Below are 21,336 nucleotides of genomic sequence, written 5' to 3' on the forward strand. Positions count from 1 at the left end.
AATTAAAATATTTAATAATTTTTACTATCTTCTTCCTCCAATGGAACCTCCTCTACTTCCACCAACTGAGCCTCCTCCTATAGAACCTCCTCTACTTCCACCAAATGAACCTCCTCCTATTGAGCCTCCTCTGCTTCCTGAAGAAGGGGAATATGACGGCACAGAACGACTTTCTGAATTATAATTTCTTGATGGTTGAGATGTTCCAGACATTTCCCTATTTGATGAACCAATGGAGCTGTTTCTGCTGCCACTGAATGTTCCATTTCGAGAGCCTCCTATTACATCGGAACTAATTCTTGCTCTTCCTGAAGTATTATTATTTATTCCACTGTTTCGTGAACTAGAAGTACTTAAAGCATTGTTGTCTCTAGATGTGTTTCCTATTCTTGACCCAGATATAGCATTATTTCTAGATCCATTTACTAAACCGTCTCTACTACCAGAAATAACATTATTACGCACAGTTTGTCGTTGAACATCTTGTAGTTGTCTGCTTCGTACAGATGAATAAGATTGGTCAAGATATGAGGAATTTCTTCCATATACCATACTTGTTGGTCTTGGACCATAATTGGCATAATATCTAGGATTATTCCATCCCCAATATCCATGGTGCCACCTATCCCAATAGGAAGGATATCCCCAACCCCAAGATGGTCCCCAAGAATTTCCCCAGCCCCAACCGGACCAGCCCCAGCTCCATCCTATAGAAACATTCCAATTCCATCCGCCATAAGGTCCCCAATAGCTGTTAAATCCCCAAGGGCCTCCCCAATAATAAGAGCCAAAATATGGATAATAACCACCACCATAATAATAATTATTAACTACTGTTCCTCCATCATCACCCCAAACGTCATTACTCTGATAAGACGAACGATTACTATTAACATTAGAATTATTAGATGCATCATCATATAATAAATCACTTGCTTTGGTTGTAGGGTCAATATAACGTTTCCCTATCCTTACTTCGTCAGAACTTCCAGATAGTTGATTATCGTTATATACATAATCATAAGATTTTTGTGTTTTATTTTTCTTTTTAGGATTGTAATAAATACTATCTTCTCCCGCATAAGACTGTCCCGTATAACATGAAATTAAAAGGCTAATTAACAAAAAGAAAACTCCTGTCGTTAACCAAAATCTTTTTAATATACTATTAATATTATTCATGATATTTTTTTTAGTAGTTTATATATTATATTTTTGTTGCTAAATTAAATTTTTGTTAAAAATACAAAAGTCATACCAATTAATTACACAAATATCCGTTTAAAATTAGGACAAAATATAATTTATGGCAACAATTACATCTAGAAAAGAAGACTATAGCAAATGGTACAATGAATTAGTAATTAAAGCCGATATGGCTGAAAACTCAGGTGTTAGAGGATGTATGGTAATAAAACCCTACGGGTTTGCTATTTGGGAAAAAATGCAAAGACAACTAGATCAAATGTTTAAAGATACCGGTCATGAAAATGCATATTTTCCACTTTTTATCCCAAAATCTTACTTATCTAAAGAGGCAGATCATGTCGAAGGCTTTGCAAAGGAATGTGCTGTAGTCACCCACTATCGATTAAAAAATTCTGAAAATGGAAATGGTGTAATTGTAGATCCTGAAGCTAAACTTGAAGAAGAACTGATAGTTCGTCCTACTTCTGAAACCATTATATGGAATACGTATAAAAACTGGGTGAAATCATATAGAGATTTACCTATTCTGATTAATCAATGGGCAAACGTTGTACGTTGGGAAATGCGTACCCGCTTATTTTTACGTACCTCTGAATTTTTATGGCAAGAAGGACATACCGCACATGCCCATGAAAAAGAGGCTATTGAAGAAGCAGAAAGAATGTTGGAAGTTTATGCGGATTTCGTTGAAAACTTTATGGGTGTCCCTGTTATAAAAGGTGTAAAATCTCCATCAGAAAGATTTGCCGGAGCTATAGAAACTTATTGTATAGAAGCTATGATGCAAGATGGGAAAGCTCTTCAGGCCGGAACTTCACATTTTCTAGGACAAAACTTTGCCAAGGCTTTTGATGTTAAATATCAATCTAAAGAAGGAAAACAAGAATTTGTATGGGCTACTTCTTGGGGGGTCTCTACGCGTTTAATCGGAGCTCTTATCATGTCTCATTCAGATGATAACGGTTTGGTTCTACCTCCTAATATAGCCCCTATACAAGTGGTTATTATTCCTATTCATAGGACAGATGAACAACTAGATGCTATTTCAAAAATAGCTAAAGATTTGAAAATTGAGCTTAATAAATCAGGTATTTCTGTTAAGTTTGATAACCGTACAGAATATAAACCCGGATGGAAATTTAATGAATATGAATTAAAAGGTGTCCCTGTACGCGTTACCATAGGTCCAAAAGATTTAGAGAATAATCAAGTAGAAATTGCACGTAGAGATACTTTAGAGAAATCTCTTGTCAATATAGAAGGTCTGTCCGTTTATATAACAGAATTATTACAAGAGATACAAAATTCAATTTTTAAAAAAGCTAAAGAAAGAATGAATTCTTTAATAACTCCGGTAGATACTTATGAAGATTTTAAAAAAGTATTGGATGAAAAAGGAGGATTTGTATCGGCACATTGGGATGGATCTATAGAAGTGGAAGAAAAAATAAAAGCAGAAACTAAAGCTACCATTCGCTGTATCCCTTTTGATGCTGTTGATGAAAACGGAGTTTGTATTTATTCTGGAAATCCTTCTAAAAAAAGAGTTTTATTTGCCCGCGCTTATTAAATTTATATAATATGGATACTCTATTTTTAGAATTATTCTAATCCAAATAAAAATTTTTTTTATTCTAATTTTTAACTAAAAAAAAGATAAAGTAATTAAAGCTAATATATGTTTAAATCTATCTTTATACACATACTAGTTTAAAATATTTATTATGAAAATCTAGTATGTATACTAATTATTTTAGTGCTAAATTTCAAAAAAATTACATTAGATATAATTCTTATCTATTTTCTGCTTTATCTATTAATAATTAGGACTTAATAAAATGTATAACCAAAGATATATTAAATCATACTTACTTTAAAAAGACCAATTTATATTATATAAATTAGCTAAAAAAACAAAACTTATGGAAACAAATAATTTCAATAATTTTAATTATGTTATAATAAATGAAATAGATTTAAAAGATATTTTTGTATTATTAAAAAAAATTGTTAATTATGTTTTCTAGTTTAACTCATAAAGTCGTGATATAAATGTATTATATTATTTTTTTAATCAATATATTCCTTAAATATCTTATATAAGGTTAAGGTATTTTTTAAATAAGTCGTTCACTTTTATGAGCAAATATTTTCTAAATAAAAAATAAAATTTGAATCAAGTCATTTATAATATAATCATTTATCTATTAGGACTGGGAATGAACCTAGCCGCTCTTATTTCAGAAAAGGCTAAATTATGGGTAAAAGGAAGGAAAAACTTATTTATAAAAATTAAGAATAATATTTCACCGAAAGACCAGGTAATTTGGATGCATGCAGCTTCTTTAGGGGAATATGAACAAGGGTTGCCGGTGTTTACTGCTTTAAAAGAAAAATTTCCAACCTATAAATTTGTTCTCAGTTTTTTCTCCCCATCCGGATATGAAATAATTAAAGATCAATCTTGGGCTGATTTGGTATTTTATTTACCTTTAGATACTAAAAAAAACGCTGAAAAATTAATCAAATATTTACATCCTGAACATGTGATTTTTGTAAAATATGATTTTTGGTTTAATTTACTTCAAGAATTATCAAAACATCATATTAATACAATTTTTATTTCTACTATATTTCGAAATAATCAATTTTTTTTTAAAACATATGGTAAATGGATAGTCTCCATACTTCAAAAAGTTTCTCATTTTTTTGTTCAAAATGAAAATTCTCAAAAATTACTAAATTCAATTGGTATTCCTCAAAATACTATATCCGGAGATACACGTTTTGATCGTGTCAAAATGCTTTTATCGCAATCCATTCATTTAGAATGGTTAGAACAATTCAAGCAAAACAAAATTTTATTAGTAGCAGGAAGTACTTGGAAAGAAGATGATGATTTAATTGAAAAATTTATTCATAAAACGGACATTTTTGAAAACTTTAAAATTTTAATTGCCCCTCATAATATGAATTCAGAATATTTTCAGAAATTAAAAAAAGTGTTAAAAGTTCCTTCACTTTTATTTTCTGAAATAGAAGGTAAAGATTTACAGTTTTATAATGTAATTATTTTGGATACGGTTGGTATTCTTACACAGGTTTATTCTTATGCTGATATTGCTTATGTGGGTGGCGGCTTTGGTAAAGAGGGGGTACATAATGTTTTAGAACCTGCCATATTCCATACTCCGGTTATTTATGGTCCTATTTATCATAAATTTATAGAAGCGGAGGAATTAGTAAATAATGGAGGGGGAATAGTAATTCATTCCTCAAAAGATTTTAATATTATTTTGTATGAATTAATACAAAATGATCAAAAACGAAATGAGTTAGGACAAAAAGCCCAAAAATATATTTTAAACAAGCCTAATTCTACTCAAATAATACTTCGTTATTTTAAATCTTAATAAAATTATAAGTTACTAGATATTATAGATTTTATTATGCAAGATCATTTACATAAGTTATTCATATATACATCTAAAATCAATTTTGATATTTATTTGAAACAAATTTAATATTATATTTCAGAAAAAATGTTTATAATAAAAAGCTGCTGATACAAATATTCCTGCAGTTTCAGTTCGTAGTCTACTTCTTCCTAAATCAATCCCCATAACTTTGTGTTCATATAATTCTTCGATTTCTTTTTTAGAAAAATCTCCTTCCGGACCTATTAATATTATAGGATCTAATACTTGATCTAATACTTGATTTAAAAAAACTTTTTCATATTCTTTATAACAATGGGCTACATATATATTTTGATTTATTTTCTGGTAAAATTCTTTTAATGGGGTAAGTGGATTTATTATTGGGAAATGTATCTTTAAAGATTGCTTACATGCATTTTCTATCTGTTTTTGTATTTTATCAACTTTTAAAATTTTCCTTTCAGAATTTTTACATATAATAGGAGTAATTTCTGTAATTCCTAATTCTACAGATTTTTCTACAAAAAACTCAAATCTGTCTATATTTTTTGTAGGGGCAATAGCAATATGCAATTTATATTCTGATTTTGCTTCTTCATCAAATCTTTCTTGAATATCTACATCAATTTTTTTTCCAGATATGTTAATATTTCCTCTCACCAAATTTCCTTTGCCATCTGTTATATATATTTCCTCTCCTGCTGTCATTCTAAGAACGTTTAGTATATGATGTTGTTCTTCATCTCTTAATTTTACCTCATAAGAATTTATATCTCCTATAAATAATTTCATTGTATGTATATTAAAATTATGTACAAATATAATTTTTAACTCTTTACTTTATAAATTCTAATATCTTTTTATAAACCATTTTTTTATTATTTTTCTTAATATTCACAAAAAGTTTTAAGGCATTTTTAAGCTTTCATAGAGTTTTAATCTGACTAAATATTTTACCATAATTAAAATATTGATTATTAGATAATTATTATTGATTGTTAAATATACGTTAATTAATTTAGTGATTTTATTTTTTTATGAAATCCTAAATACCTTTGATATAAGAATTTTAAATGAAAACAAAATGAAAACAAAAATTTTAACTTTAGCTTTAACTGCTATATTTGGATTAGGTTTAATTAATGCACAAGAAGTAAATAAATCTAAACAAGAACCTACTAAAAAAGAAGTAAAAGCAACAAATTCAAAGCCAGCTAAAAAGAAAAAAACTTCTAGCAAAAAAGCTACTAGTGCAACTAAATCTAACGATAAATCAGCAAAAGCAATGTAATTTAAATTAGTTTTAGATTTTATAAATATAATAGCTCCACAAATGTGGAGCTATTATATTTATAAAAGACCTAATTCAAACTTGGCCTCTTCACTCATCATATCTTTATCCCAAGGAGGATCAAAAGTGATTTTAACTACCGCATCTGTAATTTCATCAATAGATTTTAACTTTTCTTCTACCTCTATTGGTAAAGATTCTGCAACCGGACAATTGGGAGTAGTCAATGTCATCAGTATTTCTGCTTGTCCTTCTGTACTGATCTGCACATCATATACTAATCCTAATTCATAAATATCCACAGGAATTTCAGGATCGTAAACTGTTTTTAATTTTTCAACAATTTTACTTCCTAAGTCTTCTATTTGTTTTTCGGTCAAAGACATAATTTTAACAGAATTCTCCGTAAGCCTGTTGTAAATTTTCAGCAATCATTTCTGCAGAATGACCTTCTATATGATGTCTTTCTAAAAAATGCACCAATTCACCATCTTTAAACAAAGCTATTGAAGGTGAGGAAGGAGGAAAAGGCACTAAATGTTCTCTTGCTGTTTTTACTGCTTCAATATCAAACCCAGCAAAGGTTGTGGTTAAAAATTCTGGTTTTTTACCAGCTCCTTCTATCGATAATATTACCCCTGGGCGTGCAGATCCTGCAGCACATCCACAAACAGAATTAATAATGAGTAGTGTAGTTCCCGGTTTATTGAGTGCTTCTGTTACTTTTTCAGAAGTATCTAAATCTATAAATCCTTTTTGGGTTAATTGGGCCTTCATAGGCATTACTACATCTTCTGGATACATAATTGAAATTATTTTTAATTAGACAAAATTAATTAATGTTTATCATTTAGACAAATAAGTCTATATTTGAAAAACTATTGATTAGTGCTATAGCAAGAATAATACAAATGCATTAATTTAACTATTTAAATTAATTATTATATTATTTATTATATGATATTTAGTTATACTAAAAATGAACATTTAAAAAATAAATCTCAAATAAAATTTTTATTTGAAAACGGTATATGGTGTAATAAATTTCCTTTAAAATTAATTTATTGCCCCACCAGTCATTTTCATTTATTTAACAATCATAAAATCGGTGTTTCTGTTTCTAAAAAACATTTTAAAAAGGCAGTAAAGAGAAATTATATTAAAAGAGTTTTAAGAGAATGTTATCGTTTGAATAAAGACCTCTTTTATAAAACATTTCCAGATCCTCATTGGGTTATGATCATTTATGTGGGAAATGAAATTCTTCCTTTTTCAGAAATAGAAAAAAAATATTTACAATTACTAAAAAAAATTCCCAAATAAAAATATTATTCTAATTTGTTTTAGATGCAAGTAAACGAATTTGTTTTACAATGCAAACTACAATAACTCCAATAATAGCAACTAAACCTGAATATAAAAATTTATCATTGGGACTTGAAGTAATTCCAATACTATAATTAATTCTTGTAGCATTAAATATAATAACTGCAATAAAAAGAATTAACGTGATATTTAAAAAATATTTCATTTTATGTGTTTATAACAAATATAAGAAATTTACTTAATGTAAATTCAATTAGGTACTTTTTCAATTAATGAAGTAATGTTAGTTGTAAATAGTTTAATTGATATAGCTAGTAATATAACTCCAAATACTTTTTTCATCACAGAAATGAATCCCTGACCTAATATTTGTTCTAATCTTCCACAATTTTTTAACACTAAATAAACAACTATCATATTAAGTATTATGGCTAAAATAATATTTTCGGTATGATATTCTGCTTTTAAAGCCAATACTGTAGTGAGAGAACCAGCACCGGCAATTAAAGGAAAAGCTAATGGAACTATAGATGCAGATTTAGGTTCATCCATTTTATTGATTTCAATACCTAATATCATTTCTAGAGCAATAACAAACAAAACAAATGCTCCTGCTACTGCAAATGAGGGAACATCTATCCCAATTATTTTCAATAATTTTTCCCCTATAAAAAGAAAAGAGATTAGAATGACACAAGCTACCAATGAGGTTTTCCTGGCTTGAATATATCCCACTTTATTTTTTATGGTAACAATAATTGGAATACTACCAATAATATCAATAATAGCAAATAAAACCATAAAACAGCTAATAATTTCTTGTATTGAGAAATGATAATGCATTTATTACTTGAACTTTGATTTAATTTGTAAAAATAATGAAAAGAAATATTAAAAAAATATATGTATTTACATAAGTTTATTTATGAGTTTTTCTACTTTTAAATATACCTCATCTAAACAATCTTCTTCTGAAATGCTAGAATATCGTTCAATTTGTGATTTTAAGAGTAGATTTTTGTATTCATCTGAAAACTCATCTCCAAATTTATTGGCTAATTGTTCTTCTATTTCTGATGTTGTTAGAAATTGATCTTCATTTAAATCTAAATTATTCCGAACTGCTTTCTGCAACAAGAATTCTACCAAATTATAAAATTCTTCTTTATTTTCATTTTTTTCTGCCATCTTCTTCAATGTAAATAGCCGGGAATTTAGATCGTCTTTATTTTGTTCTATTATATGAATGGTTTTAGGTGTGTTTTCTTTATCCAGTTTTTCAAAATTTACATTTTTCTCTCCTTTTATTGATGTTTCTTTTTTCGTTTTACTATTATTTTTTATAAATCTCAAATAAATAATACAAATAATTATTATTATAACTATCGCCATTATGGCAAGTAATATCCAATCCAAAGTTTTTTGTTTTCCATCTAGAACATCAGAAAGAGTATCACTAACTTTAATACTAGGTATAAAAGACAATGGATCTTTTATATTTTTATTTTTTAAAACATTGATACTATCCCTTTCTCCTTTTAAGCTATCTCCAGTGACAGTTAATATAACAGGATCTGGGATAATTTTTCTATACGTTCCCGTTTGAGGATCAAAATAACTAAATGGACTTACTTTTATAGTAAACTGTCCACCTCTATGAGGAACTAAAACAGTTGAAGAGCTTAATTTTCCAATAACTCCCTCTGATCCAGGATAAGATTCCATCTTTTCTTTTGGAGTAAATGATTCTATCCCTTCCGAAACAATTAAAGCTGGTGATTTTATTAACCCTATATTTCCGTTACCTGATACTTCAACATTAATAGTTGTAGATTCGTCTGCTTTTAAATGTGTTTTACTAGGAGTTATATTAATTTTATAGCTTCCTACTACTCCATAAAAATCTACAGGAGGATTTGCAGGCAATTTTTTTACCTGTAATGTTATGGGAGCTGATTTAATATTTACCTCTTGTTCATCAAAAAAACCACTAGGAACAGCCATTGTTAAAATAAATGGATTAATTACAATTACTCCTGGCTTTGATGGAAATATTACATAAGAACTTATAGTTCTTGAAAGATAGGTTTCCCCATTTATTATTTCTTGTTCATATGTATTATTCCTTTCTTTTATAGGTTGTACAAATAACCCCTGAAAATTTGGTGGAGTAAGGTTTGTAATACTATTTAATAGTTCCAAACGCTTTGTATAAAATTTTAATTTTGCAATTACACCTTCATTTTGGTACGGGTTTTTGTCTGATATTTTAAAAGCTAAAAATGTTTCTCCTATTTTGGCTGGAAATCCTTTTTCTTCATGGTTATTAGCATATCCTGATACTATTATAGTTAAAGGTTTAGTGGAATATACTTTTCCATTTATAATTACCGAAGCAGAACCTATTTTTATACTTCCCGATTTAACAGGCCTTAAACTTATTTCATTACCATATTCAATAGTAGAAATACCATCTTCATAAGTCTGATTCTGGATTATTTGTTTCCCAATTACCTGTGTATTTGTAAATGCAGGCAATTTTATATTCCCTACATCCCTTACATCCCTTCCTTTTATTGTAAGAATAAATTGTATACGTATCGGTTCATCTATTCCTACCTCTTTTTTTTGGGGAATAGCTTGAAAGGATATTTGTGCTGATATTCCTATTACTCCTAAAAAAATAACATTTATAAGTAATACTATAATTTTCATTACCAATCTTTCCCCTTTATTGATTGAGATTGGGGAATTTTTTTATTTATAATTTTTTGTTGAGCCCTTTTTTCCTGTTCTTCCATAGAACCTAAAATACCCTCATAAAATTGTCTTTGTCCTTCTAAATCTTTTTCACTCTTACTCTTTTCGTCTGACTGGAGATTATTATTATTTATCTTTTGATTTCCTTGTCTCTGTCCGCCTCCTTGTCCTGATTTTTCATTGTCTCCATTTCCTCCAGATTTTCCTTGTTGATCATTTTCTTGTTGAGAACCTTGATTTTGTTGCTTATCTGGTTGATTTTCTTGTTGGGAATTATTTTTTTGATTTTGTTTAGAATTTTTTTTGGAATTATCTTTTTTATTTTCCTTTTCTTCTTTGTCTTGATCTTTTAGTTTTTGTTTAGCTAATGCATAGTTATATCTTGCTTTATTATCTTTAGGATTTAATTTCAAAGCTTTTTTAAAAGCTTCAGCAGCCTGCTCATAATCTTTCTTTTTATAATAGCTGTCTCCAATATTGAAATAGGCATCTGCTTCTTCTGATTTATTTGTTGCTAATTTAGTAGATTTTTTGTATTGTGAGATAGCTTCATCATATTTTTTCAATCGATACATTGCATTCCCTAAATTAAAGTTAGATTTATATGTATTTCCACCTTCTTGTATAGCTCTTAAATAATCAGCGGCGGCTTCATCATAGGATAATTTAAGATATTCTTTATTCCCTTTCACAAAATATTTCCTTGATTTTGATTCTTGAGAAAAAAGAGTGCATGATAAAAAAAGAATTAATATTAGTATTTTAATTTTATTAAACATCATAACAAATATACTAAGATTAAACATTAAAATCTCTTTTATAATCTATTAAAGAAACCATAATTAATATAAATAATGCAGCCCCTACAAAAAATTGACAATATTGTTTAGTAGCATAACTATAACTGGTTGATTGTTCTTTTTTATGCAATAAAGATAATTCATTAAAAACCTGCTTAGACACTATATCTGTAGTATTACTTCCATAAAAGTAAGCCCCTTTAGTTAAAGAAGCTAACCTTTTTAAAGATCCATCTTCCAAACGAGTTAATACTATGTCTCCATTTTCATCTTTTTTATATTCTGAATATCCATTTTCGTAATTCATAGGAATTGGAGTTCCTTGTGAAGTTCCTATTCCAATTGAAAATATAGTAATATCATTTTTTTTTGCAGTTTCTATAGCTTTATCTTCCTCTCCTTTATGCGTTTCTCCATCAGAAATCAAAACTATGGCTTTAGATGTATTACTAATATTAGACAACATATTGGAAGCTTCTAAAACCGCATCTGCAATATTAGTTCCTTGTGCTGTAATTAAATCTGTACTTATTCCGTTTAAATATAATTCTGCAGCTCCATAATCATTAGAAAGAGGCATTACGGAATAAGCTTGGCCTGCAAAAATTACAATGCCTACTCTATCTCCTCCTAGTTTTGAAATAATCTGATTAATAATTTTTTTAGCCTTTTCTATTCTAGAAGGTTTTATATCTTCTGCATTCATGGAATTAGAGACATCTATAACAAACACCATATCTATACCTTCTCTTTTTACTTCTTTTTTTTCTATTCCCCCCGTTAAATTCATCAGACCTAAAACAAGTAAAATATAAATAATAATAAACCATATATTGGTTTTTATATACTTTGATAAATCTATATTTCCAAGAATTTTATTTTTTAAACCCGGATCAATAAAATGATCTATTTTTATTTTTTTCCAGTTATATAAATATAACATCCTCCATACTAAAAATGGTACGAGTAACAATAAAAATGCATATGATATTTTTTCAAACTCCCAATTCATTAAATTATTTCTTTATATTATGCTTCGGAAAACAAAACCTCTCAAGAATAACTCCAACAACAATAAAATTAAAGCCGGAACTAAAAACATTCTATATTTTTCAGTATAATTATAATATTTTAAATCATTAATATCTGATTTTTCTAGTTGATTAATATTACTATAAATATCTTGCAAACTTTTTGTATCTATAGCTCTAAAGTATTCTCCTCCTGTTTGCTTTGCTATATACTTTAATAAATCTTCATCTATTTCAACTTTTTGCTTTTCGAAATATATTTTACCTGTATAGGGATCTTGACTGGACGGGAATAAAGCCCAATCATTGGTTCCTATACCAATAGTATAAACTTTAATCCCTTTTTGTGCAGCAATATCTGCAGCAATAGTAGGTTCTACAAATCCATCATTATTAACCCCATCGGTCATTAGAATAATAATTTTTGATTTTGCTTTACTGTTTTTAAGGTGATTTACTGCAGTAGCTAACCCTACTCCTATGGCGGTTCCTCCTTCTAGTGTTTGAGTTTTTAATTCACTTAACTGTTGGGTCAGTAAATTTCTATCTGTAGTTAAAGGTACTAAAGTAAGGGCTTCCCCCGAATAGGCTATCAGTCCAATTCTATCTATAGGTCTTTCATTTACGAAATTTATAGCTACTTGTTTTAAAGCAGTTAAACGATCGGGGTTTAAATCTTTAGCCAACATACTGAGAGATACGTCTACAGTTAGCATTATATCAATTCCTTTTTCACTTTCCAAAACCCGAGATACATCGATAACTCTTGGACGTGCAAACGCAAATATCAGTAAACCAATTATAAACAACCTTAACCAAAACAGAATGGGCTGAAAAATACCTAATTTATTTCCGGATGTACCAAATGCTTTTACATTAGGAATAGAAATTACCTCTAACTTTACTTTTTTCCTGTATTTTAAAAATATGAATACTGGTATGAAAAGCAAAAAAAGTAAAAACCAAGGATATTCAAATTCTAAATTAGTATTCATTTTTCTCCTTAAGATTTAAAAATTCCATTTTTGTATCGTTGATAAATTTTCTGGCCATTTCTGTATGGATACGCGTTTCTTGGATAGTAGGTCTTGATTTAGCAAATTTTGCTAAATCTGCTGAATGAAAAATTACAATTAAAGCTTCTTCTTCTTTATTTATAAATTTATTATTAATTAAATAACTTATTAAATCCTCAGTAATTAATTTGGAAGCAGGAAATTTCCAACGAAATTCCATATAGTCTTTTAGAATTACAATTAATTCTGAATAATATTTTTTACTTAAACCTCTATTTAAATAGTTACTTTTTTCAAGTTTATTAATTTTTTTAATAGCTAAAATACCTAGGTCCGAATTTTTCTTTCTCCAAGATCCCTTTCCTTTTTTTTCCAAATAATAAGAAATAATAACTATAATAAATATAATAATAAAAATAAGCCCTGCCAGCATATACATCCAGTACTGCTCTATGTAGTCTTTTATTGTTTTAGGCTCTGTTATAATTGGTCTAATGTCATATAATGGCTGTTTTAAACTATCTATAGCCATTGAGTCTACAGTTATATGATATTCAGGAGAAAAATATTCTTTTGAATTTATTATTACTTTTTGTGGAGGAACTTTAAATTGTCCTAATTCATAGACAGAAAATGATATACTATCGGTATAAATACGAATCTTATCGTGAGTTAAAGTATCAATTTTTATATTTAATAATTCCAAATGATATGTAAGAGTATCTTTAATATAAGGAAAAACTATGCGATCAGATTTATTCCCTTTTACTTCCAATTTTAGAATTATAGGTTCTCCATACTTAATTTTTGTAGCAGAAATTGAACATTTTAATTCTTGCGAATAAGCAAAAGTATATAAAAATAAAAAAGAAAATATGTAAACTATTTTTCTTTTCATTAATGATGTCCTTTAAAATAATTAAATAAAACTTTTATATAATCTCCTTGTGTAGGAATATTCAAAAAACCAGCTCCGTTTTTATTAAATGTATTTTCCACACGGGTAACCAACATCGCATAATATTTAGAATACTCTTCTCTAATCTTTGAGGAAGAAGTATTAATCCATTGAATTTTTCCCGTTTCTAAATCTTTGAATTTTACTAATCCAATATTGGGAAATATTTTTTCAATATCATCATAAACCCTTATTCCTGTAATATCATGTTTTTTGGTAACAATACTCAAACTTCTTTCAAAGTTTGGAATATCAAAATCCGAAATTAAAAAAATGTTTGATTTCCTCTTTATTGTTTTTAGTAGAAAATCAAAAACAAAATTTAAATTAGTTTGAGTAGGTTTTGGTTCAGTTTCTAAAATTTCCTTTATCATCCTTACCACATGAGAATTCCCTTTTTTAGGAGGAATGAATGAATCTATTTTATCAGAATATAAAATTAAACCGACTTTGTCATTATTTTTTATGGCAGAAAATGCTAATGTAGCACTAATTTCGGCAACTGTATCATTTTTAAATTGTTTACGAGTACCAAAATTCATAGAAGCACTAATATCTATCAAAATCATAGATATCATTTCTCTTTCCTCTTCAAATATTTTCACAAATGGTTCATTAAAACGAGCGGTTTTATTCCAATCAATTTTTCTTACATCATCTCCATACTGATATTGACGTACTTCAGAAAAAGTCATTCCTACTCCTTTGAAAGAACTGTGATACTCACCTAAAAACAATGAATTTATTTTCCTTTTAGATTTAAATTCTATTAGCCTGACCTTTTTTAAAAGCTCTTCTGCTGTCAATTTTTTTTATTTTAAAAAATTAAATAATAAATTATGGCGCAGTAATGGATTGTAATACATGATCTATTATATCTTCCGTGGTTACATTTTCCGCTTCCGCTTCATAACTAATGCCGATTCGATGACGAAGTACATCTTTAGCTACAGATTTAACATCTTCCGGAATTACAAACCCTCTTTGATTGAGAAAAGCATGTGCTTTAGCCGCTAAAGCCAAACTTATACTTCCTCTAGGTGAGGATCCAAACAAAATATATGATTTGAGCTGAGATAAATTATATTTTTCAGGAAAACGAGTAGCAAATATAATATCAAGAATATAACTTTCAATTTTTTCATCCATGTATATTTCTCGAACCAATTCCCTGGTTTCAAATATTTTTTCTAATGATACTATTTTTTTTACCCTATGTTTTTCATTAGAAATATTTTGTTTTAATATTTCCCTTTCTTGTTCAAATTCTGGATAGGTTACTACACATTTTAACATAAACCTATCTACTTGAGCTTCAGGTAAAGGGTATGTTCCTTCCTGATCGATAGGGTTTTGAGTAGCTAAAACTAAAAAGGGTTCTTTTAAATTATAGGTTTCATCGCCAATAGTTACTTGTTTTTCCTGCATAGCTTCCAGCAAAGCCGATTGTACTTTTGCTGGTGATCTGTTTATTTCATCTGCTAATATAAAATTAGCAAACACAGGTCCTTTTTTAACGGAAAAATCGTTATCCTTTATATTATAGATTAAGGTTCCTACGACATCTGCAGGTAATAAGTCAGGGGTAAATTGAATTCTGGAAAATTCGCCATCCAAAGCCTCTGATAAAGTTTTTATAGCTAAAGTTTTAGCCAACCCCGGAACTCCTTCTAAAAGTACATGTCCATTAGTTAATAATCCAATAAGCAAACGGTTTATCATATATTTTTGCCCTATAATTACCCGATTTATTTCTTTAATTAATAAATTAAAGTCTTGACTTTTTTCCTGAACCTTTTCTATAATAAGTTTTATATCTTCAGAAGTTGATGTGTAATCCATTATTGATCTAAAAATTATCTTTTTACAAATTTCATTATTTTGATTGAATTGAGCTACAAATAATTCGTTAAATTTTATATCAAAAATTATGGCACAAACGGTTATTTTCGCATGTTTTTTTTTATTATAAAATTACTTTTATCTATAGAATCACTCTATAGGTAATACTAATAAAAAGTTAGTAACTTTGTAAGTTATAGTAATATGAAAATGGAAGCATCAATAGGAACAAAACCTAAGTGGATAAGAGTAAAATTACCTAGTGGAAAAAATTATAAAGAGTTAAGGGGATTGGTTGATAAGTATAAGCTCAATACCATCTGCCAAAGTGGAAGTTGTCCAAATATGGGTGAATGCTGGGGAGAGGGTACTGCGACCTTTATGATTTTAGGAAATATATGCACAAGAAGTTGCGGGTTTTGTGGGGTGAAAACCGGTCGTCCATCAGAAATTGATTGGGAAGAGCCTGAAAAGGTTGCTAAATCCATTAAATTAATGAAAGTAAAACATGCTGTACTTACTTCAGTAGATCGAGATGATTTAAAAGACATGGGATCTATTCTTTGGGCAGAAACAATTGGTGCAATCAGAAGAATAAGTCCGGGAACTACTATGGAAACATTAATTCCTGATTTCCAAGGGATACACAAACATATTGATAGACTTATAGATGCTGCTCCTGAAGTTATATCCCATAATTTAGAAACGGTGAGAAGGTTAACAAGAGAAGTTAGAATCCAGGCCAAGTACGACAGAAGCTTAGAAGTTTTAAGATACATGAAAGAACAAGGGCAACGAAGAACTAAAACAGGAATTATGTTAGGATTAGGGGAAACTACAGACGAAGTTTTTGAGACTATAAAAGATATTCACGAGGCAAAAGTAGATGTTATAACTATAGGCCAATATTTGCAACCCAGCAAAAAGCATTTGCCTGTAAAAGAATATATTTCTCCTGAGCAGTTTAAGGAATATGAAAATTTTGCTTCACATTTAGGCGGATTTTTACATATTGAAAGTAGCCCGCTTGTACGATCTTCTTATCATGCTGAACGACATGTAAATTAATAATTATTATGAATACACAAGTAAAATATTATATTTTTTTTATTTTATTAAGTTCTACATTAATTTGTTGTAAAACTATTTCAACTAAAAATGAAGAAACTGCTCTTAAAAATAATTTCCCTGTAGAAAAATTTAATTTTGAAGAGTTCGCTAATACTAATTATGGAAAACAACCTTATAAAAAAGAAAATGGAGAGACCATTACCCAAATGGGATTCGATTATGTCTTCGGAGGTTATGTATGGGTAGATTTACCAGCTCCTTCCTTTTTCAGCTTGTATAAGTTATATTATACTAACGGAAATTTAAGAGCTGTACATACCGTATTGGGACAAAAAACATGGATAGGCACTTCTCTTTACTACAAAAAAAATGGTGAATTATATAAAGAAGTCAATGAAGAAGAAAAATTTGGTTCTGTTAAACCTTTAGATATTTTAAAATTTATTCAGGAAAAGGGATATATAAATTTAGATTCCGGAAAAGGAAGATATCTAAATACTGGAAATCAAAGAATAGAAGTAACTTTTGAAACAAAAGAGGAAAAAAAGATTTGGACCATTAAAATTTTAAAAGGAAAAGAAAATATTGAAACCCAAAACCGAAAAACTTTAGGCAAAGCCCTATTTTCTAATTCTGCTAGTGATTGGCTTTATCATAAATATGAAATTGATGGCGATACAGGAGATCTATTATTTTCTAGTGATAGATCTTTATAAATAACCTTTATTTTTATAATTTGAATTTTTACATTATAAGCTAAATTCTATTTTATACATTTTAGGCCATAATTTCCCAGTAATTAAAAAAGTATTTCCCTCTATTTGAGCAATTCCGTTAAGAACGGCTTCCTCATCAGTTTGATTATGTTTCACCAAGTCAGGAAAAGATGCTTTAGCTATAACTTCTCCAGTTTTAGGATTTATTACTAAAATAATATCTTCATTAAAAACATTGGCATAGATATACCCATTTGCATACTCTAATTCATTCACATAAGAATAAATTCTGTCATATCCTACGACCGTTATTTTTCTTTTCAAATTAAAATTAGAATCAAAAAATTTCAATTCTGAAGAACTGTCTGAAACTACAATTTCATTTCCGATGGTAGTAGCTCCCCAACCTTCTATAATTACTCCTGGAAAAGGAATTACTTTTTCAAATTTAAAATCAGACTCATTATAAACCAACGCTGTTCTTTCTTTATAAGTTAACATGTAAATCTTACCATTAAGAATAGAAAAACCTTCAGCGAAATATTTTGGATCTAAATTCACACTTTGTGTATAAGTAGTAGCTCCTAATGGATATCTAACTAATTTAGATTTGCCATATTGCCCAGAACTTTCTGTAATTATACCATTTTTATATACAAAACCTTGAGTAAATAATTCCGGATTATGAGGATATTCCTGAATTATTTTATAATTCAGTTTTTTTTCATTATTTTTTGCAAACACATTAAAAGTAGCATCAATTTCTTTTTTATGCTGTCCATTATATTGTAAGGTTAAAACCAAATAATTTGAGCCTAATTTTGTATTGGTAGAATCTAAAATAATATTTTTTTGATTGGTATATACTCTATCATTTAATTTTATAGTATAAGAATCGATCGTTGCATCAGCAGTGTTAAATTCCAAAGGTAATTTGTCTCCCCAATGCAAACCTTTCTCATCTAAATGATCAAAGTTTGTACTAACACTTATATCGGAATTATCTTTACACCCTATAATTATAAAAGAAAGGATCAAAAGCAAGAAAAATATCTTATAAGAACATATCTTTTTCATTTTTTATTTATTTTTATCAATATACAATCTGTTTTTTGCAGTAATAAGAATGAATATTCCTGCGATAATAAAAGGAATACTTAACCATTGACCCGTGTTTAAGCCAAACCAGTTAATATATTCTTTTCCCTGAGGTTCCTTAAAAAATTCTACTATGAAACGTATTCCAAACAAAATGATTAGAAAATACCCGAATATCCAACCTAAATATTTTTTCTTGTCCGTTCTAAAATATATATAAAGAAGAGAAATAAATAAAAGAAAATAGCCCAAGGCTTCGTATAATTGAGCAGGATGCCTCGGTGAAACAACTCCATATTCATGGGTATCTTGTTGAATAAAAAGTACTCCCCAAGGTAAATTTTCACTACATACTTTCCCTACTATTTCTGAATTTATAAAATTTCCAAAACGTATAAACATTCCGCCTATAGCTACAGGAATTACAATTCTGTCTAAAATCCATAAAATATTTCTTTTCAAATATTTACGACTAAAGAGGTATAAAGATATTAAAATACCTATAGCTGCTCCGTGACTTGCCAAGCCCTGAAAACCTGTGAACTCAAAATCTGGTTTTGTTCTGATAGGTAAAAAAACTGCTAACGGATCTTCTACAAATAATTCTTTTTGATAAAATAGAACATGTCCTAATCTGGCACCCAAAATAACCGCTAAAAACATATAAATAAATAACGGGTCTAATAATTTCCGATTTATATGATCTTTTTTAAAAATAATATCCATTAAATAAAACCCTAAACCAAAAGCTATCACATACATCAGACTATAATACCTAAGTGTAAAATTTCCTAAATGTATACCTAAACTAGGGTCCCATATTATATACAATAAATGGCTCATATCTTATATATTATTTTTTTTCTGCGGAACCGGATCGTACCCGGATCCTCCCCAGGGATGGCAACGTAATATTCTTTTAATTCCTAACCAAAAACCATAAAAAAGCCCATGAATTTTGAGAGCTTCCAGCATATAGTTAGAACAGGTGGGTGTATACCTGCAATTATTCCCCATCCAGGGAGAAATAGCCTTCTGATAAAACCTAATCAAAACTACTAATGGCAATATGGCTATTTTGTTTCCCACAGCATTATTATAATTCTTGACAAATATATATAGTTTTTGATTAAAATATCTGTTCCTCATATATAAATATTTGCCAAAGTATTGATAAAAATGATTTTCTTAAAAAGTAAGCTAATTTCTTATTTTTAGCCATTTACTTGTCTGACATTTATCATTTATGTAAGTAATAATTAGTATTTTTGCAAAACAAGAAATATTTTGAATGAAACGAAGCGGGAAAATAGAATTAATGGCACCGGCAGGAAATTTTGAATCACTTCAGGCTGCTTTAGATAATGGAGCTGATTCTGTATATTTTGGAGTAGAACAGCTAAATATGCGCGCCCGTTCTTCTATAAATTTTACATTACACGATTTAGATGAAATTTCCAGAAGATGTACAGAAAAAAATGTAAGAACTTATCTTACACTTAATACTATTATTTATGATCATGATCTTTCTATCATAAAAACCGTATTAGAACGTGCTAAAGCTGCCAACATTACAGCAGTTATAGCTATGGATCAGGCTGTGATTTCTTATGCGCGCCAAATTCAAATGGAGGTACATATTTCCACCCAAATCAATATAACTAATATTGAAACTGTTAAGTTTTATTCTCTCTTTGCTGATACTATGGTGCTTAGCAGAGAACTAAGTCTTAACCAAGTAAAAAAAATAACTTCCCAAATTGAAAAGGAACAAGTAAAAGGACCTAATGGGAAACTTGTAGAAATAGAAATTTTTGGACATGGAGCTCTATGTATGGCTATTTCAGGAAAATGCTACCTAAGTCTTCATTCTCATAACTCCTCGGCAAATCGAGGCGCCTGTAAACAAAATTGTCGTAAAAAATATACTGTTATAGATCAGGAATCAGGTTTTGAAATTGAATTAGATAATGAATATATGATGTCTCCTAAAGATCTTTGTACAATAGATTTTTTGGATCAAGTAATAGATTCCGGAATAAAAGTATTAAAAATTGAAGGAAGAGGGAGAGCTCCTGAATATGTTGCTACAGTTACGCGTTGTTACCGTGAGGCTATTGACTCTATTGAAGATGGTAGCTTTTCTAAAGAGAAAGTTTATAATTGGATGTCCAAATTGGAAACTGTTTACAACCGTGGATTCTGGAGTGGATATTATTTAGGTCAAAAATTAGGTGAGTGGTCTGATAATCCGGGTTCAAATGCTACACAAAAAAAAGTATATATTGGTAAAGGAAGACATTATTATCCTAAAACTAGGATAGGGGAATTTGAAATTGAAGCCTACAATTTAAATATCGGAGACAGAATTTTAATTCAAGGCCCCACAACCGGTTCTCAGGAATCCGAAGTAGCTTCAATGATGGTAGATGACGTGCCGGCCCAGGAAGCAAAAAAAGGTGATATTCTTACAATGCCTGTCAGTTTTAAAGTTCGTCCATCGGATAAATTATATAAAATAGTAAAAAACTCTCTATCTTAATGGTTATTATAACTTTACAAAGGGACAAATGTATTGGTTGTAATTATTGTGCTGAATTCGATCCTGAAAACTTTCGAATGTCTAAAAAAGATGGGAAATCTGTTTTATTAAGATCTCAGGAAAAAAAAGGTTTTTATACTATTAAAAATCCTGACGATTCTATTTTTGATTCTGCCGACAAAGCTGCAAAAGCTTGTCCTGTAAAGATTATTTCTGTAAAAAAAATATAAGTCTAT

Annotated in this window: 24 protein-coding genes; 8 read left to right on the plus strand and 16 right to left on the minus strand. The window is 28.9% G+C overall.

Annotation, left to right across the window (positions count from 1 at the left end; translation table 11 throughout):
- Positions 1-24 precede the first annotated feature (24 nt).
- Positions 25-1,182, minus strand: coding sequence for a VENN motif pre-toxin domain-containing protein (locus C4S76_RS09100; protein WP_146105724.1), 1,158 nt, complete (start codon positions 1,180-1,182; stop codon positions 25-27).
- A 124-nt stretch (positions 1,183-1,306) separates the two neighbouring features.
- Here C4S76_RS09100 and proS point away from each other — a divergent pair, with 124 nt between their 5' ends.
- On the plus strand, positions 1,307-2,779 hold the full coding sequence (gene proS, locus C4S76_RS09105; protein WP_105194159.1) for a proline--tRNA ligase: 1,473 nt from the start codon (positions 1,307-1,309) through the stop codon (positions 2,777-2,779).
- A gap of 601 nt (positions 2,780-3,380) precedes the next feature.
- A complete protein-coding gene (locus C4S76_RS09110) occupies positions 3,381-4,622 on the plus strand; it encodes a 3-deoxy-D-manno-octulosonic acid transferase (RefSeq protein ID WP_245915819.1) in 1,242 nt (413 codons plus the stop codon).
- 120 nt (positions 4,623-4,742) lie between these two features.
- Here C4S76_RS09110 and C4S76_RS09115 read toward each other — a convergent pair whose 3' ends face one another.
- Positions 4,743-5,441, minus strand: a complete 699-nt coding sequence (locus tag C4S76_RS09115) for an RsmE family RNA methyltransferase (RefSeq protein ID WP_105194161.1) — start codon at positions 5,439-5,441, stop codon at positions 4,743-4,745.
- Between the two features lie 292 nt (positions 5,442-5,733).
- On the opposite strand from C4S76_RS09115, the gene C4S76_RS09120 reads away from it, so the two are divergent.
- On the plus strand, positions 5,734-5,940 hold the full coding sequence (locus C4S76_RS09120; protein ID WP_146105725.1) for a hypothetical protein: 207 nt from the start codon (positions 5,734-5,736) through the stop codon (positions 5,938-5,940).
- 59 nt (positions 5,941-5,999) lie between these two features.
- Here C4S76_RS09120 and C4S76_RS09125 read toward each other — a convergent pair whose 3' ends face one another.
- Both C4S76_RS09125 and C4S76_RS09130 read right to left on the minus strand, forming a co-directional pair.
- Complete coding sequence (locus C4S76_RS09125) at positions 6,000-6,326, minus strand: iron-sulfur cluster assembly protein (protein WP_105194163.1); 327 nt, start codon at positions 6,324-6,326, stop codon at positions 6,000-6,002.
- Positions 6,327-6,330: 4 nt separating this feature from the next.
- On the minus strand, positions 6,331-6,744 hold the full coding sequence (locus C4S76_RS09130) for a BrxA/BrxB family bacilliredoxin (RefSeq protein ID WP_105194164.1): 414 nt from the start codon (positions 6,742-6,744) through the stop codon (positions 6,331-6,333).
- Between the two features lie 153 nt (positions 6,745-6,897).
- Here C4S76_RS09130 and rnpA point away from each other — a divergent pair, with 153 nt between their 5' ends.
- Positions 6,898-7,263, plus strand: coding sequence for a ribonuclease P protein component (gene rnpA, locus C4S76_RS09135; RefSeq protein WP_105194165.1), 366 nt, complete (start codon positions 6,898-6,900; stop codon positions 7,261-7,263).
- Between the two features lie 10 nt (positions 7,264-7,273).
- On the opposite strand, the gene C4S76_RS09140 is transcribed toward rnpA, so the two are convergent.
- The 9 genes from C4S76_RS09140 to C4S76_RS09180 all read right to left on the minus strand — a co-directional run bounded on the left by C4S76_RS09140 (position 7,274) and on the right by C4S76_RS09180 (position 15,673).
- A complete protein-coding gene (locus C4S76_RS09140) occupies positions 7,274-7,471 on the minus strand; it encodes a hypothetical protein (protein WP_105194166.1) in 198 nt (65 codons plus the stop codon).
- Between the two features lie 44 nt (positions 7,472-7,515).
- Positions 7,516-8,109 (minus strand): MarC family protein, encoded by a 594-nt coding sequence (locus C4S76_RS09145; RefSeq protein ID WP_105194167.1) that lies wholly within the window; start codon positions 8,107-8,109, stop codon positions 7,516-7,518.
- A 66-nt stretch (positions 8,110-8,175) separates the two neighbouring features.
- A complete protein-coding gene (locus C4S76_RS09150; protein WP_105194168.1) occupies positions 8,176-9,981 on the minus strand; it encodes a BatD family protein in 1,806 nt (601 codons plus the stop codon).
- The gene (locus C4S76_RS09155; protein WP_181044096.1) at positions 9,981-10,718 is read right to left on the minus strand and encodes a tetratricopeptide repeat protein; all 738 of its coding nucleotides are present in this window, start codon (positions 10,716-10,718) and stop codon (positions 9,981-9,983) included. Before C4S76_RS09155 ends, C4S76_RS09150 begins: the two co-directional genes overlap by 1 nt.
- Positions 10,719-10,824: 106 nt before the next feature.
- On the minus strand, positions 10,825-11,838 hold the full coding sequence (locus C4S76_RS09160; RefSeq protein ID WP_105194170.1) for a vWA domain-containing protein: 1,014 nt from the start codon (positions 11,836-11,838) through the stop codon (positions 10,825-10,827).
- A 12-nt stretch (positions 11,839-11,850) separates the two neighbouring features.
- Entirely contained in the window at positions 11,851-12,852 is a 1,002-nt protein-coding gene (locus tag C4S76_RS09165) for a vWA domain-containing protein (protein ID WP_105194171.1), read from the minus strand.
- Positions 12,842-13,771 (minus strand): BatD family protein, encoded by a 930-nt coding sequence (locus C4S76_RS09170; protein ID WP_105194172.1) that lies wholly within the window; start codon positions 13,769-13,771, stop codon positions 12,842-12,844. The genes C4S76_RS09165 and C4S76_RS09170 overlap by 11 nt, the downstream gene beginning before the upstream one ends.
- Entirely contained in the window at positions 13,771-14,637 is an 867-nt protein-coding gene (locus C4S76_RS09175) for a DUF58 domain-containing protein (RefSeq protein WP_105194173.1), read from the minus strand. The genes C4S76_RS09170 and C4S76_RS09175 overlap by 1 nt, the downstream gene beginning before the upstream one ends.
- Before the next feature lie 31 nt (positions 14,638-14,668).
- Positions 14,669-15,673, minus strand: coding sequence for an AAA family ATPase (locus tag C4S76_RS09180; protein ID WP_105194174.1), 1,005 nt, complete (start codon positions 15,671-15,673; stop codon positions 14,669-14,671).
- Between the two features lie 210 nt (positions 15,674-15,883).
- Between C4S76_RS09180 and lipA the strand changes: the two genes are divergently transcribed.
- A complete protein-coding gene (lipA, locus tag C4S76_RS09185; protein ID WP_245915820.1) occupies positions 15,884-16,741 on the plus strand; it encodes a lipoyl synthase in 858 nt (285 codons plus the stop codon).
- Positions 16,742-16,749: 8 nt separating this feature from the next.
- Positions 16,750-17,460 (plus strand): hypothetical protein, encoded by a 711-nt coding sequence (locus C4S76_RS09190; protein WP_105194176.1) that lies wholly within the window; start codon positions 16,750-16,752, stop codon positions 17,458-17,460.
- Positions 17,461-17,493: 33 nt separating this feature from the next.
- Here the strand turns inward: C4S76_RS09190 and C4S76_RS09195 are convergent, their stop codons facing one another.
- Genes C4S76_RS09195 through yidD form a run of 3 tightly spaced genes read right to left on the minus strand, consistent with a single transcriptional unit; the run spans position 17,494 to position 19,647 of the window.
- On the minus strand, positions 17,494-18,537 hold the full coding sequence (locus C4S76_RS09195) for a glutaminyl-peptide cyclotransferase (protein ID WP_105194177.1): 1,044 nt from the start codon (positions 18,535-18,537) through the stop codon (positions 17,494-17,496).
- A gap of 3 nt (positions 18,538-18,540) precedes the next feature.
- The gene (gene lgt, locus C4S76_RS09200; protein ID WP_105194178.1) at positions 18,541-19,401 is read right to left on the minus strand and encodes a prolipoprotein diacylglyceryl transferase; all 861 of its coding nucleotides are present in this window, start codon (positions 19,399-19,401) and stop codon (positions 18,541-18,543) included.
- Positions 19,402-19,404: 3 nt separating this feature from the next.
- Positions 19,405-19,647 carry a membrane protein insertion efficiency factor YidD gene (gene yidD, locus C4S76_RS09205; RefSeq protein ID WP_245915821.1) on the minus strand — a complete coding sequence of 81 codons (243 nt, stop codon included), beginning with the start codon at positions 19,645-19,647 and terminating at the stop codon, positions 19,405-19,407.
- A gap of 202 nt (positions 19,648-19,849) precedes the next feature.
- On the opposite strand from yidD, the gene C4S76_RS09210 reads away from it, so the two are divergent.
- Both C4S76_RS09210 and C4S76_RS09215 read left to right on the plus strand, forming a co-directional pair.
- Complete coding sequence (locus C4S76_RS09210) at positions 19,850-21,100, plus strand: peptidase U32 family protein (RefSeq protein ID WP_105194180.1); 1,251 nt, start codon at positions 19,850-19,852, stop codon at positions 21,098-21,100.
- Positions 21,100-21,330, plus strand: coding sequence for a ferredoxin (locus tag C4S76_RS09215; protein WP_105194181.1), 231 nt, complete (start codon positions 21,100-21,102; stop codon positions 21,328-21,330). The genes C4S76_RS09210 and C4S76_RS09215 overlap by 1 nt, the downstream gene beginning before the upstream one ends.
- The last annotated feature ends 6 nt before the right edge of the window (positions 21,331-21,336 follow it).

Origin of the sequence: Apibacter adventoris, from assembly GCF_002964965.1 — a bacterium.
GTDB classification, from domain to species: Bacteria; Bacteroidota; Bacteroidia; order Flavobacteriales; family Weeksellaceae; genus Apibacter; species Apibacter adventoris.

Bases quoted from the DNA above. Each gene is read 5' to 3' on its own strand.
- C4S76_RS09100 (WP_146105724.1), bottom strand. From the start codon at position 1,182: ATGAATAATATTAATAGTATATTAAAAAGATTTTGGTTAACGACAGGA.
- proS (WP_105194159.1), top strand. From the start codon at position 1,307: ATGGCAACAATTACATCTAGAAAAGAAGACTATAGCAAATGGTACAAT.
- C4S76_RS09115 (WP_105194161.1), bottom strand. From the start codon at position 5,441: ATGAAATTATTTATAGGAGATATAAATTCTTATGAGGTAAAATTAAGA.
- C4S76_RS09120 (WP_146105725.1), top strand. From the start codon at position 5,734: ATGAAAACAAAAATTTTAACTTTAGCTTTAACTGCTATATTTGGATTA.
- C4S76_RS09125 (WP_105194163.1), bottom strand. From the start codon at position 6,326: ATGTCTTTGACCGAAAAACAAATAGAAGACTTAGGAAGTAAAATTGTT.
- C4S76_RS09130 (WP_105194164.1), bottom strand. From the start codon at position 6,744: ATGTATCCAGAAGATGTAGTAATGCCTATGAAGGCCCAATTAACCCAA.
- rnpA (WP_105194165.1), top strand. From the start codon at position 6,898: ATGATATTTAGTTATACTAAAAATGAACATTTAAAAAATAAATCTCAA.
- C4S76_RS09140 (WP_105194166.1), bottom strand. From the start codon at position 7,471: ATGAAATATTTTTTAAATATCACGTTAATTCTTTTTATTGCAGTTATT.
- C4S76_RS09145 (WP_105194167.1), bottom strand. From the start codon at position 8,109: ATGCATTATCATTTCTCAATACAAGAAATTATTAGCTGTTTTATGGTT.
- C4S76_RS09150 (WP_105194168.1), bottom strand. From the start codon at position 9,981: ATGAAAATTATAGTATTACTTATAAATGTTATTTTTTTAGGAGTAATA.
- C4S76_RS09160 (WP_105194170.1), bottom strand. From the start codon at position 11,838: ATGAATTGGGAGTTTGAAAAAATATCATATGCATTTTTATTGTTACTC.
- C4S76_RS09165 (WP_105194171.1), bottom strand. From the start codon at position 12,852: ATGAATACTAATTTAGAATTTGAATATCCTTGGTTTTTACTTTTTTTG.
- C4S76_RS09170 (WP_105194172.1), bottom strand. From the start codon at position 13,771: ATGAAAAGAAAAATAGTTTACATATTTTCTTTTTTATTTTTATATACT.
- C4S76_RS09180 (WP_105194174.1), bottom strand. From the start codon at position 15,673: ATGGATTACACATCAACTTCTGAAGATATAAAACTTATTATAGAAAAG.
- lipA (WP_245915820.1), top strand. From the start codon at position 15,884: ATGGAAGCATCAATAGGAACAAAACCTAAGTGGATAAGAGTAAAATTA.
- C4S76_RS09190 (WP_105194176.1), top strand. From the start codon at position 16,750: ATGAATACACAAGTAAAATATTATATTTTTTTTATTTTATTAAGTTCT.
- C4S76_RS09195 (WP_105194177.1), bottom strand. From the start codon at position 18,537: ATGAAAAAGATATGTTCTTATAAGATATTTTTCTTGCTTTTGATCCTT.
- lgt (WP_105194178.1), bottom strand. From the start codon at position 19,401: ATGAGCCATTTATTGTATATAATATGGGACCCTAGTTTAGGTATACAT.
- C4S76_RS09210 (WP_105194180.1), top strand. From the start codon at position 19,850: ATGAAACGAAGCGGGAAAATAGAATTAATGGCACCGGCAGGAAATTTT.
- C4S76_RS09215 (WP_105194181.1), top strand. From the start codon at position 21,100: ATGGTTATTATAACTTTACAAAGGGACAAATGTATTGGTTGTAATTAT.